Source organism: Brevibacterium sp. ACRRH, from assembly GCF_022346365.1.
Lineage (GTDB): Bacteria > Actinomycetota > Actinomycetes > Actinomycetales > Brevibacteriaceae > Brevibacterium > Brevibacterium paucivorans.
In genome coordinates, this window is record NZ_JAKRMN010000001.1 from 277,648 (window position 1) to 293,317 (window position 15,670).

Below are 15,670 nucleotides of genomic sequence, written 5' to 3' on the forward strand. Positions count from 1 at the left end.
CCGCCGTCGCGGGCTCTGTATGACGTGAACATAAGCCACCCGCACAGGGAGGATGCTCGCCACTATGGCAAAGCTCATTGCATTTGACGAAGAAGCTCGTCGTGGCCTCGAGACTGGTTTGAACACCCTGGCTGATGCAGTCAAGGTGACGCTGGGACCTCGCGGTCGCAACGTTGTGCTGGAAAAGAAGTGGGGCGCACCGACGATTACCAACGACGGTGTCTCCATTGCTAAGGAAATCGAGCTCGAAGACGCTTACGAAAAGATCGGCGCCGAGCTGGTTAAGGAAGTAGCGAAGAAGACTGACGACATCGCTGGTGACGGTACGACTACCGCTACGGTTCTCGCTCAGGCTCTGGTGCGTGAAGGTCTGCGTAACGTTGCAGCCGGTGCTGACCCACTGAGCCTCAAGCGCGGAATCGAAAAGGCTGTCGAAGCAGTCACCAAGGTTCTTCTCGAAACCGCTAAGGACGTCGAAACCAAGGAGCAGATCGCTGCTACCGCTGGTATTTCGGCTGGTGACCCTGCAATTGGTGAACTGATCGCCGAAGCTATCGACAAGGTCGGTAAAGAAGGCGTTGTCACCGTTGAAGAATCCAACACCTTTGGTCTTGAGCTTGAGCTCACTGAAGGTATGCGCTTCGACAAGGGCTACATCTCCGGATACTTCGTCACCGACGCCGAGCGTCAGGAAACGGTTCTCGAAGACCCATACATCCTGATCGTCAACTCCAAGATCTCGAACGTGAAGGACCTTCTGCCGGTTCTGGAGAAGATCCAGCAGTCCGGTAAGCCTCTTCTGATCATCGCAGAAGACGTTGAAGGTGAAGCACTCGCAGTTCTGGTTGTCAACAAGATCCGCGGAACCTTCAAATCGGTTGCTGTTAAGGCTCCTGGCTTTGGTGACCGCCGTAAGGCTCAGCTGGCTGACATCGCGATCCTCACCGGTGGTCAGGTCATCGCGGAAGAAGTTGGCCTCAAGCTCGAGAACGCGACCCTGGACCTTCTGGGTACCGCACGCAAGGTTGTTGTCACCAAGGACGAAACCACGATCGTGGAAGGTGCTGGAGACTCCGACGAGATTGCGGGTCGCGTAGCTCAGATCCGCCAGGAGATCGAAAACTCCGACTCCGACTACGACCGCGAGAAGCTCCAGGAGCGTCTGGCGAAGCTCGCTGGTGGTGTCGCAGTCATCAAGGCTGGTGCTGCTACCGAGGTTGAGCTCAAGGAACGGAAGCACCGTATTGAGGACGCTGTCCGCAACGCTAAGGCAGCCGTTGACGAAGGTATCGTCGCCGGTGGTGGTGTTGCTCTGATCCAGGCAGGCAAGAAGGCATTCGACACCCTCTCGCTTGAAGGTGACGAAGCAACCGGTGCCAACATTGTGAAGGTCGCGATCGACGCGCCTCTCAAGCAGATCGCAACGAACGCAGGTCTGGAGCCTGGCGTCGTAGCTGAAAAGGTCCGCGGTCTGGAAGACGGCCACGGCCTGAACGCAGCAACCGGCGAATACGTCGACCTGCTTGCTGAAGGAATTAACGACCCTGTTAAGGTGACGCGTTCAGCACTGCAGAACGCTGCATCGATTGCAGGTTTGTTCCTCACCACCGAAGCAGTTGTGGCTGACAAGCCTGAGCCTGCACCTGCGGCTCCTGCTGACCCAACTGGTGGTATGGGTGGCATGGACTTCTAGTCCGTAACCGCTCGTCTCAGATGTGGCCCTCTACCGTTCGGTAGAGGGCCACATTGGGTTACAGTGGGCGAATGACTCTTGCCGTTCTTGTGATCTGTAGCACCGCCTTTGTGGGCGCGCTCTTACAGCGGATGGCAGGCATGGGGTTTGCGTTGGTTTCGGGGCCATTCATTGTTCTTGTTCTCGCCCCAATTCCGGGCGTTGTGCTGGTGAATATCTTGGGCGCGTTGTCGTCCGTCATTGTGTTCGCTCGAACGTGGCGAAATGTCCACTGGAAGCAGTCGGGTGTGCTCATAGCGGGCGCTCTTGCTGGTACGTTCCCGGGTGCCTTGCTCGCAAACAGTATGCCCAGCTCCTGGCTCCACGTGTTCATCGGTGTGTTGATTGTGGGCTCACTTGCGACGTCGCTGTATCTGAGCCGAATCTTCGACCCCATCAAGTTTTGTTCGCGAAACGCCTTCCTGTTTGGTGCCGGTGCGGGTGTGATGAACGCGTCGGCCGGCATGGGCGGGCCGTTCTTGAGTTCCTACGCGGTGCTTACACGGTGGCAACAGATCGCTTTTGCTGCGTCCATCCAGCCGGTCTTCATCACGATTGGGATGGCGTCGGTTGCGAGCAAAATGGTTTTGGAGGAGTCGGCGTGGCCGCAGTTGGCTCCCGAGGTGTGGCTCGCCGTGGTTGCCGCGTTGTTAGTTGGCCAGGTGGTCGGTGATTTCGGTTCGCGTAAGGTTCCGGTGCAGTTTTCCCGTGTGGTCATGTTGTCTTTAGCAATGCTGGGTGGCGTTCTCACCATCATCAAGGGCTGCGCTGAACTCACAAGTTAGAAAGTACGCGCGGGCAAAGGCGTCGCTCGCATACCTCTTGCCCGCTCAAATAGTGGTGAAACACCTGGTAGAACTCAGCTTGTGCTCAGAGTGATTCGCGATAATAGTGGCACTCAATTAAGGTCTCATCCCCTGAAAGGGTTTGAATGCTTTACGTGTTTCTTGTTTTGCTCGCGGTGACGTTCGTGGGCGCGTTTATGATTCACCGATCAAATAAACAACAGGAACAGGCTCGTGCGCAGGCAGCCTTGGAAGCAGTGAAGAAAACCGCTCACGAAGATGTGACTGAGTTTGGCGAGGAAGTCGCGTACTTGGACACCATTACTGCAGGTGTTGAGCTGAACGAAGGTGGTCGTCAGGACTACCAGCGTGCTCTGAATGCGTATGAAACGGCAAAGGAAACCTTGGAGCGGGTCAAAGACCCGGAAGCCATTAAACATGTCACGGAGGCCCTGGAGGACGGCCGGTATGCGGCCAGTTGTGTCCGGGCTCGCGTTGACGGGAAGCCCCTACCCACTCGAACCCCGCCGTGCTTTTTTAACCCGCAACACGGCCCCAGTGTCGAAAACGTCGATTGGGCGCCCGTGGGAGGGCAACCTCGGCCGATTCCGGTGTGCGCAGCGGATGCGGAACGTGTTGCCGTGGGTGCAGAACCCGCCGCCCGCAAGGTCACTACAGTGGACGGCTACACGCGCCGGAACTACTGGGAAGCCGGACCTTCGTACGCCGCGTATAACCGGGGGTACTTCAATTCTTACGCAGGTTCCGGGTTGCTTCCGGGCATGCTCATGGGTGCCATGATGTTTGGTGGCGCGCACAATTTTGACGGCTCGTACGCGGACGGACACCACGACGCTTTGAACGGGGACGCCGGTGGCGACTTCGGCGGGGGAGACTTCGGTGGTGACTTTGGTGGCGGAGACTTTGGTGGGTTCGACTTCTGATGGAAAAACTCGAAATTCGCGACGAAACAATCAAGCTTGGCCAAGCTCTCAAACTTCACGGTGTAGCCGAAGACGGCTTCATGGCTAAAGAGATGATCCAGGGTGGGGAAGTGACCGTGAATGGTCAGGTTGATACCCGCCGAGGTGCCACCCTGCGGATCGGCGATGTGGTGAGTGTCGCTGGGGTTGAGTTCGAAATTTCAGGTCGCGGCTAACGGTCCGTCATGCCGGGGGCGTCCCACAGGGGTGACCACTTGGACGTGTCATCTTCCATGGGGAGGTCGGCGCCGATAGCGGCTTTGAGGTTGAACTCCACTGACGTGTCGCGTGTGTTCTTCCCCGTTTGAACGAACGGGTAGAAGGTCCCGCGCTTATACAGGTACACGATGGCGGCATTTTGCCCTTTTGAGTCACGGAAGTACGTGGCAGAGCACAAGAGCATGGGCCCGAAGCCCTGGTTTTCGAGCGCCGAGTTAATCGCGTGTACGTTTGTCATGAGCCGTGACATGTCTTTGTCTTGGTCGCGGATGACTTGCCACGTATATCCGAACTCGTCGGATTCTTGTCGAACACTGGTTGCGTCGTCCATCTTGATGAGATCGACACTTTCGCGCTCGGCCTGAGCAATCGCGGCACCCTCCATGGCGCGGAAGGCAACCGCGGCAACTCCCGTGGGCGTGAAATCAGTTGCCACCTCGAGCGTGAGGGTTGCGCCGGGAACTGCAAAAAGGTTGTCGAGTTTTGGTTTCTTGGGCTTGCTACGACCCATGAGCGCGTCAAAGAATCCCATTCTGTGCCTTCGTCATCGTTGCCATTGAGTGTGTGTCAGGTCTACTGCGGACGCGACAGTTGCGTCGAAATCTTGCTCAACTGTTCGAGGCGCTTTTCCAACGACGGGTGGGTTGAGAACAGTTGTTTGACTGACTTTCCGTTGACCGCGGGCAGGAATGCCAAGTGGTTTGCGGCCCCCTGCGCACGCAGGTCTTGCGTGGGAACGTTGGTCATTTGTCCGCTGAGTTTTGTCAGGGCCGAGGCGAGAGTCGAGGGGGCGCCGGTGAGAAGAGCGGCCGCGCGGTCGGCTGCGAGCTCACGATAGCGGGAAAGAACGCGAATCAAGAAGAAGCTGAGCACGTATACGATGGCGCCTACCGCCATGAGTCCAAGCAACACCAAGGCGCCGTTGTTGTTATTGCTTGAACCGCGGTAGCGCGTGTAGTAGCCCATGCGAACCATGAGCCCCGCAACGACACCGGAAACACCTGCGATTGTCATGACTGTGACGTCTCGGTGCGCAACGTGGGAGAGTTCGTGGGCGAGGACAACTTCGACTTCTTTGGGTTCAAGTGTTTGCAATAACCCTTGCGTCACACAGACCACGGAACGGTGCGGGGAACGTCCTGTCGCGAAGGCGTTTGGTACAGGTGAAGTCGAATATGCCACACGTGGTTTGGGGGAGTCTGCAAGTTGGCACAAGCGGTCGACGATTGCGTGAAGCTCCGGTGCTTCCTGCTCGGAGACCACCCGTGCGCGCATAGCGCGGAGCGCGAGAGAGTCGGAGAAGTACCACTGGAAAAAGAAAGCTCCCACGCTAATCACGAGGGCGATTGCAACACCTGCTGGGCTACGCCCCAGCACGAACCAGATACCCAAAATCAGAATGACGTAAATCAGCCCGTTGAGGAACAGGGCCATGCTCATTCGGAAGTTCAGGCCATGGTCTTTGACAAAGCGCCCACGCGCAGACACGGGAGCCTCCTTTTATGTGGTTTTATGAGAGGTCTGGGATGAACCCTTCGCCAGTCAGCAGTTCATCGATCTCTTCAAGGTTTGAGTCAGCGAAAGGAATCACGATATCTGACGGTCCCAGGTAGTCTTCGTCTACTGGTGTGGCGTGTTCCAGAACGAAGTCACGCAGGCGCGTAAGTGCATCCTGGACGTGTTCGAGGTCCTTGTCGGCGACTGCTTTCTCTACTTCGTTGTCATATGTTTGAAGCTGGTCTTCATCGACGTCGGCCACATTGAACTGGCCTTCGCCCATTACACGAATGATCACTTCTGTTCTCCCTCGACCTGTGCGTCCTGTGCTTCTTCCAACTGTGGGCGTGCCGCGTTGTTGGAAGCGGGCAGTGAGTCACGCATGCGAGCGAGCTCAGTTTCAACATCGGAGTCGCTCGACAACTGAGCGAGCTGGCGGTCGATGTCGTCGTTGGGCCCTGCGGAGACGTCTTCGAGAGCACCACTGGCGATCAGTTCGTCAACGGCTCCAGCACGAGCCTGCAAGGCAGCAGTCTTGTCTTCGGCGCGCTGAACTGCCAGTCCCACATCGCCGAACTCTTCGGAGATGCCACTGAACGCCTCACCGATCTTGCTCTGAGCCTCGGCAGCGTTGTAGTTCGCCTTGATGGTTTCTTTGCGAGTGCGGAAGGACTCAACCTTGCTCTGCAGACGCTGCGACGCGTTGACGAGCTTCTGTTCTTCAGCCTGCAGGTTCTGGTGCTGAGCCTGCAGGTCTGCGATTTGCTGGTTGAGGCCCGACTTGCGCGTCAAAGCTTCACGAGCAAGGTCTTCACGACCCATTTCCATTGCCTTCTGCGCCTGACCCTGCAGTTTGTCCTGCTGCTGTTCGAGCTGGCCAATCTGGAGTTCCAAACGTTTACGGCTTGTCGCCACATCAGCTACACCGCGACGAACCTTCTGAAGCAGTTCGAGCTGTTTTTGGTACGAGTAGTCGAGGGTTTCGTTGGGGTTTTCGGCCTTGTCCAAAGCCTTGTTGGCTTTTGCGCCGAAAAGCATGGCGATGCGCTTAAAGATGCTCATGAGCGGATGTCTCCTTGGTCACCTACTTGACCGTTCATTTGGTCGATACGTCCACACCTAACACTACTGTGTTCCGCTGTGAATTTCTTTAGTGAGACGACCACAGAGACATGCCACTCGCGGACATATGCGGGCTACGCGCTGAACATTCTCATGTTGGAGTTCTCAACATCTGAGTACTGGGTTCCTGCTGTCTGCAATGCGTCGCGGATCTTTCCAAGAGATTCGTGAACGCGCCGCTGGACGCCTTCCCATTCGTTTGCAACCGTTTGGAAGTTCTGCGCTGCGCCACCTTTCCAGCTGTCGGCAAGGGAGTTTAGCTGGGACATCAACGCGTCAGTTTCTGTACTGAGAGTTTCGACGCTCTTGTTGGCCATGCTGGCCGCGGAGATGACGCGCTCTGAATCGACTTCGAAGTATGACATTGCGTTCCTTTCTGGAGATATCACATCGTTTGAGTTGATGTGTTCTCACAGTGCATGCCTACGGGCGCAAATGAAACAGGCAAAACAGCGCTTGTGGAAAACTGTCCCACGTCCACAGGACGGAAGCCACGCAGTGGCTACCGTCATCCACAGAGTTCCTCCACCTATTTGGCGGCCAGGGTGACGTTCAGGTCGGTGGGTTGACCACCTCGGACGACTGTGAGTTTGACCGTGTCACCCTCCTTCTTTGAACGCGTGAGAGCTTGGAGGCTCACAGCTCCATTCACGGGGGTGTCGTTAAACGCCACGATGTGATCGCCCTTGTTGAGACCACCTTGGTCAGCTGGCGAACCGTTTTCCACATCGTCAACGACAGCTGAACCAACCGTCACACCACTTCTGGAGACGTCTCCAGAGACGATCTTCACGCCCAGATACGCGTGCTTTGCCTGCCCAGTATCAATGAGCTGGTCGGCAATCCATGTCGCCTGCGCAATCGGAATGGCGAACCCGATACCGATCGAACCAGCCTGACCGCTCTCGGCAGTGCCTGGCAGCGCGGCCGCAGAGCTGTTGACCCCAATCACTTTCCCGGCCCCGTTCACCAGCGGGCCACCGGAGTTACCGGGGTTGATCGCCGCGTCGGTTTGGATCGCGTTGGTGATCGTAGCGACTTCCGGCTGGTCGCTCTTGCCTGGGTTTGACGTGGCAACAGGGCGGTTCAGCGCGGAAACGATCCCTGTTGTCACGGTGTCGGCCAATCCCAGCGGGTTACCCAATGCCATGACGGGCTCGCCCACTTTAAGAGCATCCGAGTTACCCACGGGAAGAGCGTCGACACCTCGGGGGACATCCTTCATTTTCAAAACGGCGACGTCAGTTTCCGGGTCGCGGCCAACAATTTCGGTAGCCACGGTGGCGCCACTTCGGAAGACAGCTTTGACCTCGCCGCCGGCGGAATCCCCGCTTGCAACCACGTGGTTGTTGGTGACGATAAACAGGCTGTCGCTGTCCTTGTTCTTGTACACGAACCCGGACCCAAGTTCGCCTACTTTTCCGTCGCGCCCCACCTGGATGGCGACCACGCTCTTGGCCGCGTCGGAGGCGATGGTGGCCCAGTCGGGGACGTCGGCGGTCTTGATCTTCTCGTCTGCAGTCGAGGTCTCTTGTGCAGAAGAAGAGTTCTGTAGCGACTGCAGGGCAAAGGTGGCGCCGGCTCCTATTCCGCCGGCGAGAAGGGCCGCGACCGTTGCGATCGCAATGACGCCGCCCCATGATGGCCCCTTGCGTTCTTTGGGTGCCGAGGTGGCCCCAGGTTGGGGTGTCACGGCCGTTGGCGTGTGGTCGGGTGCGGGGGCTGAGCCAAATGAGTTTTGGTAGCCGTTGTTCCCGTATCCCGAATTCTGCTGAGGTGCCATGGGCTGCTGGGGTTGGGCGGGTTGCTGTGGTTGTTGTTCCGCCGGTGGAAACGTGCGAGGGAACGATTGATCGTCAGGGCCTGACCCTGGACCGAACGGGTTGTTACTCACTGTTGTTCCTTTCTGGGTTCTTCCGGCGGGATGGGCAGGTCGACGCGGAACGTTGCGCCACCTCCTGGTGTGGGCTGTACGGAAATTTTTCCGTGGTGCGACTCGACAATTGCTTTGACAATCGAGAGCCCTAGGCCGGAGCCTCCCGTGTCACGTGTTCGCGACGCGTCGAGGCGGTAGAAGCGTTCAAAAATGCGTGGGACGTCCTCAGGGTCGATTCCGTCACCGTGGTCGCGGACCTCAAACCTAACCCGGCCTGCGGGGAAGCCCTTGTAACTGTCCGACACCTGTACGCCCATGGTGTTGACGTCAGGGGTAATTGCGTGGTTGGACTGTTCGGTGAGAGGTTCGCGCTTGAGAATGCGACTGGTGAGCGACTTTGTGCGGGCGAGCTGGGTAGGTTTGTCCTTCCCACCTTTGTCTTTGCCAGCTTTGTCCTTGCCAACTTTTTCCTTGCCAACCCTGTCGTTCTCGGAGCCAGTGTCGCGAACGGGGACACCCACGGTGCCCACGGCAAACTCGATTGCGGTACCTGCTGGCGTGTGGCGGACAGCGTTGCCTGCGAGGTTGACGATGACCTGGCGGATTTTCGACTCCGCTCCGTAGATTCTTGGAACGGGTTTAGCATCAGTGCCGTCCAGGGCGATGAAACTGATGTCGCGGTCGGGTGCTTGTGCGGCTGCGTCGGCAGCCGCGTCGCGGACAACGGCGCCGAGGTCGATCCAACCGGTCTCGACCTGTCGCCTTTCGTCGAGGCGGGCCAAAGTGACCAAGTCTTCAACGAGGACTCCCATGCGTTTGGCTTCGGCTTCGATTCGGCTCATTGCCTGGCCAACCATTTCGGGGTCCTTAACTGCGCCTTGCCGGTACAGTTCGGCGTACCCGCGAATGGTGACAAGTGGAGTCCGCAGTTCGTGGGAGGCATCTGACACGAACTGACGAATCCGGTTTTCGCTTCGACGTCGACTGTCGAACGAATCCTCAATGTGCCCCAGCATGGTGTTCAGGGCAGCGGAAAGGCGCCCCACCTCGGTGTTGCGAGGGTACTCAGGAACACGTTGCGAGAGATCCCCGTCAGCGATCCGAGAGGCCGTTTCTTCAATCTCTTTCAGGGGACGGAACGTGTTGGTGATGGCGAAATAACCCACGCCCGCCACGATCGCCAGCGCCAGCATTCCGATGCCCACAATCGTGTTCTGGGTGTACTCGCTAATGCCGTCAATATCGCGGTCGAACGGCACGCCAATTGCGACCACAATGTCGGAGTCCTGGACATGCAGAGCTAGGACTCGCCACTGTGATTTGGTGCCCGGCACGCTAAACGGCTGCCCCTGCATATCGCTGACTTTTTGCTCATCGATTGTGGGCAAGATTGGCACATTGGTTTCAGAAGGTGCCAGAGGCGAGCCGATTTCCTGGCCGCCTTGGGTAAAGAACTGCACATAGTAGCTACCGGGCAAAAGTTTGCGAACGGATTCGCTCGTTTCTGACCGAGGCTTAATAGGAGAGGGCGTCAACACCTGTTCAGCCGCTTGAATAGCGAGTGCCTGCGAGGCGTTGACGAGCCTCTCATCTGTGCGTTCAATCAGGCTGGCGCGCAGGTTTTCTAGGGTCCACGCCCCGGTTCCGGTCAGAACCAGAGTCATGAGGGTCATCATGATGGTGAGCAGTTTGGTGGTGAGAGACCAACTGTCCCAGAGAGGCGCTTTGCCCGAGTTGCTGTGGCGTGCCGTGAGAGACGGAACCACGTTTACTTAGATTCGGGTGTCCGAAGCATGTAGCCGACCCCGCGCTTGGTTTGGATCATGGGGGTCCATTCCATCTCAATGGGGTTGCCAGCTTCGTCCGTTTCTGGAGCAACGTCGATTTTGCGACGCAGGTACGAAATGTAGGACTCGACGATACCGGTGTCTCCGCCGAAGTCGTATTCCCACACGTGGTCCAGGATCTGTGACTTGGACAGTACGCGGTTGGCGTTGAGCATGAGGTAACGCAACAGCTTGAATTCGGTGGGGGAGAGGTCGATGTAGATGCCTGCGCGACGTACTTCGTGCGTGTCGTCGTCGAGTTCGAGGTCTCCAGCGTTGAGAACAGCGTCGTCTTCTTCGTCGAGTGCGTGCGTGCGGCGAAGAACAGCACGGATACGCGCAACGACCTCTTCAAGGCTGAAAGGTTTGGTGACGTAGTCATCGCCACCAACCGTGAGGCCAGTGATCTTGTCCGAGGTGTCGTCGCGAGCGGTCAGGAACACTACAGGCATGTGCTTGCCTGCTTGGCGCAAACGGCGTGTGACAGTGAACCCGTCCATGTCGGGGAGCATGACGTCGAGGACCAAAAGGTCCGGGTCGTTCTGCTCGGCCAGGCGCAAGGCGTCGGCGCCGTTGGCGGCTGAGACAACGTCAAAGCCTGCAAAGCGCAGGCTGGTGGAAAGAAGTTCGCGAATGTTTGGTTCGTCGTCAACGACGAGCAGGGTAGCTTCGACGTCGGTGTTGTCGTGCTGAGTAGTCATGATTCCAGTGTGCGCTTTGATTCTGGACGTTTCCTGGATTTAACCTGCATATGAATGTGCGGTTCATCACATTCCGTTTGGCGCTGTTGCGAGACACTCTTGACCGCATAAATAGCGGTCTGCTCCAATATCGCTTGATGTGACTATCTGTTTGATACGTGAGGGGGGTACGCGATGACGACACGACCAACGCTGTGGGGTTTTGTTCTCACTTTAATTTCCGTTGTGGCTTTTGCTTTAGCCGCTCCAATTGCTAAGACGATGTATGCGTCGGATTGGTCGGCCGGTGGCGTGACGTTTGCGCGCCTGACCGGCTGCGCGACCCTCCTCATGGTCCCTGCCTTGTGGGCGATGCGCGGAAAGTGGGAAAGCCTCAAAGGCAACTACGTCCGTGTTTTCACTTACGGTGTTGTGACCATGGCTGGTGTTCAGCTGCTGTTCTTCTTGGCAGTCGAACGGCTCAAACCGTCCATCGCTCTGCTGTTGGAAATGATGGCACCCATCTTGATCGTGCTCTTCTTGTGGATCCGCACGCGCGTGAACCCTGCCGTTGCCACGTTGGTGGGAATGGTGGTGGCCATGGCCGGTGTGGTCATTGTTTTGGACCCCCGAGGTGCCACGTTGGACATGCTGGGTGTCCTGTATGCGATGGCTGCAGCAGGGTGCTTGGCAACGTTCTTTGTCATGTCTGCGCGTTCCGATATGGGTGTGTCTACAGTCCCCCTCCTGGCGTTTGGAATGGGGGTGGGCGCGGTTGTCGTCGCGTTGGTCTGCGCGGTGGGGCTGGTGCCGTTCAAAGTTTCGTATGAACCGGTGACGGTAGCGCACTTCACGATCCCGTGGTGGGCTGCCGTTGTCGCGATCGTACTAGTGACGATCTTTGCGTATGTGACTGGCGTGATTGGTCTGCAGCTTATCGGTGCCACAGTGGGAAGCTTCTTAAACCTGTTGGAAGTTCCGGCATCGGTTCTGGCGTCGTGGTGGATGCTGGGCGACCTCCCTACGTATGTGCAACTGTGCGGTGGGGTTGTCGTTTTGGCTGGAGTCGTCTTCGTCAAGCTGGGTGAATACGCGCAGATGAAGCGCGAGCGTGTGCGCATCGAAGATATCGACCCGGCAACTGGCCAGATTCCCGTCATCGTGGAGGAGCCAGACGAGGACGAACACACACTGGACGATCCTCCTTCACAGGCCCCTTCGCAGACCGACCCTGCGGACACCTCGGCCGAGGTGGTTTCCAAGGTACGCTCAGCGGAAGGTTAGGTCCCGGGGAAGTTTTCGATGGTGTAGGAGTACCCCTGTTCGGTGAGGAAGCGCCGGCGGTGCTGCGCGAAGTCTTCGTCGATGGTGTTCGACGTGACGATCGTGTAGAAGGTGGCCGGGAGCGCGTTTTCTTTTGGCCGTAGGATCCTGCCCAGCCGCTGCGCTTCTTCTTGCCTGGAGCCGAAGGATCCGGAGACCTGTATGGCGACGGATGCCTGCGGGAGGTCAACGGAGAAGTTGGCGACTTTGGACACGACGAGCACTCGTACGTCACCGTTGCGGAAGTCTTCGTAGAGGCGCTCGCGTTCCGCCTCCGGAGTCTTACCGGTCAGAACGGGAGCGTTGAGCGCGTCACCCAGTTCTTCGAGCTGATCCAAGTACTGCCCGATCACCAGGATTTGGGCATCGGGGTGCTTGTTCACGATGTGCGTGGTGGCCCGTACTTTGGCTTCGCAGCTGGCGGCTAAGCGGTACCGGTTTTCGCCTTCGGCATTGGCGTAGGTGGTGCGCAGGTCCCGGTCCAGTTTGACGCGAATTTCGTGGCACGTTGCTGTTGCGATATGCCCGGCTGCTTCGATTTCTTTCCACGGTACGTCGAACTGCTTGGGCCCAATGAGCGAGAAGACTTCTTCTTCGCGCCCGTCTTCGCGCACCAGGGTGGCGGTGAGCCCTAGTCTGCGCCTGGCTTGGAGTCCGGCGGTCAGCCGGAAAACAGGTGCGGGAAGCAGGTGGACTTCGTCGTAGATCACCAGTCCCCAGTTGCGCGCGTCCAGCAGTTCCAGGTGTAGATACGACCCTTTTCGGCGGGTGGTGAGGACCTGGTAGGTGGCAATCGTGACGGGGCGAATCTGTTTGAGGTTCCCGGAGTATTCGCCGATCTCCTCCGGCGTCAAACTGGTTCTGCGCAACAGTTCAGCTTTCCACTGTTTAGCCGAAACCGAGTTTGTCACCAGGATCAGCGTGGTGGTTTGCACCTGGGCCATGGTGGCTGCGCCCACCACGGTTTTGCCTGCGCCACACGGCAGGACCACGACCCCTGATTCGCCGTGAATAAACGCGTCGATGGCACGCTGTTGGTAATCGCGCAGGCTCCACGTATCGCTCAGCCCAATAGTGTGGGCTTCACCGCTGATGTAGCCGGCGCGGTCGGCGACGGGGTGGCCCAGTTTGAGGAGCCGGTGCTTGAGTTCACCGCGCTCTGACGGGTACACCTCGGTGGATTCTTCGTCGATTTTTTCGCCCAGGATTCCCTGCATGTCCGGGTGTGCGCGCAACCGCTCCAGTAGGGCGGGATCCGTGGACTGGAGAGTCAACCCGTGCGTGGGGTGGTCGATCAGCGTGAGGACACCAAACCGGTCCATCGTGTCGACAATGTCGACTAAAAGTTCGTGTGGCACGGGAAACTTGGCGTACTCCAGCAGCGTGTTCACGACTGATTCCGCGTCGTAACCGCTGGCGCGAGCATTCCACAACCCCAGTGGGGTGATCGTGTAGGTGTGAACGTATTCGGGAGTCTTGGCCAGTTGCGCAAACGGCGCGATCGCTAAGCCCGCCACCTGCGCGTCCGGGTGCCCTGACTCCAAAAGAAGCGTGCGGTCTGACTGAACAATTAGAGGCCCGCTCATGACACCTCCTTGCTGGGTTGCGCTGCGATCACTCTGACCAGCGGGACGGTCACTTCCCCGGAGCTGCGACGACCTCGCACCATTCCACCCGCGACCGCGACGGGAGTGAGCGTCACCGCTTTGCGGTCACCAGCCGCGGTCGCAACTGTGAGTGTGAGCGGGGTGCGTGAGTCGATCGCATCCCGGATCGTCCCCGCGATTGTGGTGGGTGCTCCTTGAGGTTCGCCGGGGTGGGACATGAGTGTGTCATAGAACGCGCCGAGGTCGTTCATCCGGGTGGTGCGTGTGCGCACTGGGCGCGTGTTTGAGGGGACGCGAGCCCGGGTGGGGGCCGGTGCCGAGGACTTCATGACGTCGATTCCGTGCGTGGACAGGAGTACGCTTAAGCGTTCCGGTCCCACGCTGGAAATTGCCACGGTGGGCGCGACCCGGGTGAGTTTCGCGGCTGCGAAGAGGGGGTCGGCGATGAGCGGGTCGAGTTCTTCGGGGTCGTTGACCACAATGACGCCGCGGGCAGCGGAAACGGCGACGCGACCCAGTTTGGCGGCAGTGTCGCGGATGAGGAAGTCCAACGGGCCGGGCACCTCGGTTGAGGAAACGCGTTCGATGAGCTCAAGAATCGCTGCTGTTGACAGCCCCGACTCCAGAGCGCGGGTGATCGATGCGGGGGTGAAACGGTACACGGTTCCTTGCCCGCGAGTTTCGACGGTTGCCACTTGGTCCAGGGCCGCTGCGGTTTCCGGGTGCAAGGGGCCCGTGGCTATAGCGGTGAGGTCGGACTGGGTGATCACCGTGCGTTCCAGCTCAGGGAGAAGCGGTGTGACCAGCTGTGCGAAGTCATCTGGGGCGGCCAAGCGGTCGCGGTCAAACCACAAGGGGCTGAGCTCAGAAGTCATGCGTGATGTCACATGTTCGGCAAGTGTTGCGCCTAGGTGCGTGAGTCCGCACGCGTCGGTGGCGTGGAACGGGGTGAACGCGAGCCCTAGGTGTTCAGCTTCGGTAAGTATGCGGCGAACAGTGGGTTCGTCGAAACCGCGCGTGAGCGGGTGGCGGAACTGCGCGTGTGCCACCAAGCCCGAGGCGGTAATCGCCTGCTGATCGGGCGCGAGCTCGTTGAGTAAGGTCAACACCCGGTACCGGGCGAACGGCATGACCGGGCGGGGTGCAGGTGGCGGCTGGTGGTTGCCCAAGACGTGGACTTTTTCGTCGTTCCAGGTGGTTCCTGCGGCCACGTGAAGCGGGTTGGGTATTAGGTTGAGCCAACTGTTGACGACCGACACATACGCCGCCGCACGGTCGTCGTGAAATGTATCCCAGGCAACTGTGGGCATCCACTGGGGGTCGTCGTGCGAATCGCCCACGCCAATGATCCCCAGCGCGCGTGCTACTTCCAGCAAGAACACCACGGTGGGAACCGCCGCCGAGGTGCGGGCCGCCAAAGTGGACGCATCTCGTTTGCCTATCCCACCTCGGACCAGTTGGGAAGGTTTGAGAGCCGCGAGCGCTTCCACGACAGCGCCGAGGTCTGTCAAGACTTGGTTGACCGCCGCCGCGGCGGCATTCGTGGGTACGTTCTGTGGAACTATAATCTGTTCCGGTTGGGCTGGGGAGGGGCGGTCTGCCCACGCGGGAGGCGTCGCCGTTGCCGAGGCGGTGGTGGGCAGGATTGCAATGGTCTCTGGTTGAATGCGGAAACCGTCGCCGGATGGCCAAGCGAGGGCCGTGTTGATGAGAGCTGTGAGCACGGGGCCTTCTTGCAGGTCCGTGATGACTGGCTGTGTGCGTGCGCTACGGGCCATTGCCCATGCCAACTGAAGCTGTTGCGCGTTGAGCGACTCCAGGCCCACGGCTACCGCGGCACGGGAAGAAGCGAGACCGGCTAAGCGTTGAAACGATGCGGTGTCAGAACGGACAAGGTCACGGCGGCACTGCAAAACAGCCATGAGTGATTCCTTGGGTGCGGAGCTGATCCACGACGCGAATGACACAGTAGACATCTCGACTCAGTCTAGTACCCGTGTGGGGGGAGGTGTCGGGAGAT

Annotated in this window: 15 protein-coding genes; 5 read left to right on the forward strand and 10 right to left on the reverse strand. The window is 58.7% G+C overall.

The window, feature by feature from the left end; translation table 11 throughout:
- Window positions 1-64: 64 nt before the first annotated feature.
- The 4 genes from groL (at window position 65) to MHX53_RS01285 (ending at window position 3,676) form a co-directional block, all read left to right on the forward strand.
- Window positions 65-1,693, forward strand: coding sequence for a chaperonin GroEL (gene groL / locus MHX53_RS01270; RefSeq protein ID WP_204514903.1), 1,629 nt, complete (start codon window positions 65-67; stop codon window positions 1,691-1,693).
- Between the two features lie 71 nt (window positions 1,694-1,764).
- Complete coding sequence (locus MHX53_RS01275; RefSeq protein ID WP_239270966.1) at window positions 1,765-2,517, forward strand: sulfite exporter TauE/SafE family protein; 753 nt, start codon at window positions 1,765-1,767, stop codon at window positions 2,515-2,517.
- 146 nt (window positions 2,518-2,663) lie between these two features.
- Complete coding sequence (locus MHX53_RS01280) at window positions 2,664-3,461, forward strand: hypothetical protein (protein WP_239270967.1); 798 nt, start codon at window positions 2,664-2,666, stop codon at window positions 3,459-3,461.
- On the forward strand, window positions 3,461-3,676 hold the full coding sequence (locus MHX53_RS01285; RefSeq protein WP_102239076.1) for an RNA-binding S4 domain-containing protein: 216 nt from the start codon (window positions 3,461-3,463) through the stop codon (window positions 3,674-3,676). Before MHX53_RS01280 ends, MHX53_RS01285 begins: the two co-directional genes overlap by 1 nt.
- On the opposite strand, the gene MHX53_RS01290 is transcribed toward MHX53_RS01285, so the two are convergent.
- The 8 genes from MHX53_RS01290 to MHX53_RS01325 all read right to left on the reverse strand — a co-directional run bounded on the left by MHX53_RS01290 (window position 3,673) and on the right by MHX53_RS01325 (window position 10,741).
- Window positions 3,673-4,251: a hypothetical protein gene (locus MHX53_RS01290; RefSeq protein WP_102239077.1), complete on the reverse strand. Its 579-nt coding sequence runs from the start codon at window positions 4,249-4,251 to the stop codon at window positions 3,673-3,675. The two genes, MHX53_RS01285 and MHX53_RS01290, sit on opposite strands and share 4 nt — an antisense overlap.
- 41 nt (window positions 4,252-4,292) lie before the next feature.
- Window positions 4,293-5,207, reverse strand: coding sequence for a zinc metalloprotease HtpX (gene htpX, locus MHX53_RS01295; protein ID WP_239270968.1), 915 nt, complete (start codon window positions 5,205-5,207; stop codon window positions 4,293-4,295).
- 22 nt (window positions 5,208-5,229) lie between these two features.
- Window positions 5,230-5,514, reverse strand: coding sequence for a hypothetical protein (locus tag MHX53_RS01300; protein WP_204514899.1), 285 nt, complete (start codon window positions 5,512-5,514; stop codon window positions 5,230-5,232).
- On the reverse strand, window positions 5,511-6,278 hold the full coding sequence (locus MHX53_RS01305) for a PspA/IM30 family protein (RefSeq protein WP_102239080.1): 768 nt from the start codon (window positions 6,276-6,278) through the stop codon (window positions 5,511-5,513). Before MHX53_RS01305 ends, MHX53_RS01300 begins: the two co-directional genes overlap by 4 nt.
- A 134-nt stretch (window positions 6,279-6,412) precedes the next feature.
- Window positions 6,413-6,703 (reverse strand): WXG100 family type VII secretion target, encoded by a 291-nt coding sequence (locus MHX53_RS01310; RefSeq protein ID WP_239270969.1) that lies wholly within the window; start codon window positions 6,701-6,703, stop codon window positions 6,413-6,415.
- 164 nt (window positions 6,704-6,867) lie between these two features.
- A complete protein-coding gene (locus tag MHX53_RS01315; RefSeq protein ID WP_239270970.1) occupies window positions 6,868-8,232 on the reverse strand; it encodes a trypsin-like peptidase domain-containing protein in 1,365 nt (454 codons plus the stop codon).
- Window positions 8,229-9,887 carry a HAMP domain-containing sensor histidine kinase gene (locus tag MHX53_RS01320; RefSeq protein WP_239271120.1) on the reverse strand — a complete coding sequence of 553 codons (1,659 nt, stop codon included), beginning with the start codon at window positions 9,885-9,887 and terminating at the stop codon, window positions 8,229-8,231. Before MHX53_RS01320 ends, MHX53_RS01315 begins: the two co-directional genes overlap by 4 nt.
- Before the next feature lie 95 nt (window positions 9,888-9,982).
- A complete protein-coding gene (locus MHX53_RS01325; RefSeq protein ID WP_239270971.1) occupies window positions 9,983-10,741 on the reverse strand; it encodes a response regulator transcription factor in 759 nt (252 codons plus the stop codon).
- Window positions 10,742-10,915: 174 nt separating this feature from the next.
- Here MHX53_RS01325 and MHX53_RS01330 point away from each other — a divergent pair, with 174 nt between their 5' ends.
- Window positions 10,916-12,004: an EamA family transporter gene (locus MHX53_RS01330; RefSeq protein ID WP_239270972.1), complete on the forward strand. Its 1,089-nt coding sequence runs from the start codon at window positions 10,916-10,918 to the stop codon at window positions 12,002-12,004.
- Here MHX53_RS01330 and MHX53_RS01335 read toward each other — a convergent pair.
- Together MHX53_RS01335 and MHX53_RS01340 are read right to left on the reverse strand one after the other, a co-directional pair.
- A complete protein-coding gene (locus MHX53_RS01335) occupies window positions 12,001-13,629 on the reverse strand; it encodes a DNA repair helicase XPB (protein WP_239270973.1) in 1,629 nt (542 codons plus the stop codon). The genes MHX53_RS01330 and MHX53_RS01335 overlap by 4 nt on opposite strands.
- Window positions 13,626-15,626, reverse strand: a complete 2,001-nt coding sequence (locus MHX53_RS01340; protein WP_239270974.1) for a helicase-associated domain-containing protein — start codon at window positions 15,624-15,626, stop codon at window positions 13,626-13,628. Before MHX53_RS01340 ends, MHX53_RS01335 begins: the two co-directional genes overlap by 4 nt.
- Between the last annotated feature and the right edge of the window lie 44 nt (window positions 15,627-15,670).

Bases quoted from the DNA above. Each gene is read 5' to 3' on its own strand.
- groL (WP_204514903.1), top strand. From the start codon at position 65: ATGGCAAAGCTCATTGCATTTGACGAAGAAGCTCGTCGTGGCCTCGAG.
- MHX53_RS01275 (WP_239270966.1), top strand. From the start codon at position 1,765: ATGACTCTTGCCGTTCTTGTGATCTGTAGCACCGCCTTTGTGGGCGCG.
- MHX53_RS01280 (WP_239270967.1), top strand. From the start codon at position 2,664: ATGCTTTACGTGTTTCTTGTTTTGCTCGCGGTGACGTTCGTGGGCGCG.
- MHX53_RS01285 (WP_102239076.1), top strand. From the start codon at position 3,461: ATGGAAAAACTCGAAATTCGCGACGAAACAATCAAGCTTGGCCAAGCT.
- MHX53_RS01290 (WP_102239077.1), bottom strand. From the start codon at position 4,251: ATGGGATTCTTTGACGCGCTCATGGGTCGTAGCAAGCCCAAGAAACCA.
- MHX53_RS01305 (WP_102239080.1), bottom strand. From the start codon at position 6,278: ATGAGCATCTTTAAGCGCATCGCCATGCTTTTCGGCGCAAAAGCCAAC.
- MHX53_RS01310 (WP_239270969.1), bottom strand. From the start codon at position 6,703: ATGTCATACTTCGAAGTCGATTCAGAGCGCGTCATCTCCGCGGCCAGC.
- MHX53_RS01320 (WP_239271120.1), bottom strand. From the start codon at position 9,887: ATGACCCTCATGACTCTGGTTCTGACCGGAACCGGGGCGTGGACCCTA.
- MHX53_RS01325 (WP_239270971.1), bottom strand. From the start codon at position 10,741: ATGACTACTCAGCACGACAACACCGACGTCGAAGCTACCCTGCTCGTC.
- MHX53_RS01330 (WP_239270972.1), top strand. From the start codon at position 10,916: ATGACGACACGACCAACGCTGTGGGGTTTTGTTCTCACTTTAATTTCC.
- MHX53_RS01335 (WP_239270973.1), bottom strand. From the start codon at position 13,629: ATGAGCGGGCCTCTAATTGTTCAGTCAGACCGCACGCTTCTTTTGGAG.
- MHX53_RS01340 (WP_239270974.1), bottom strand. From the start codon at position 15,626: ATGTCTACTGTGTCATTCGCGTCGTGGATCAGCTCCGCACCCAAGGAA.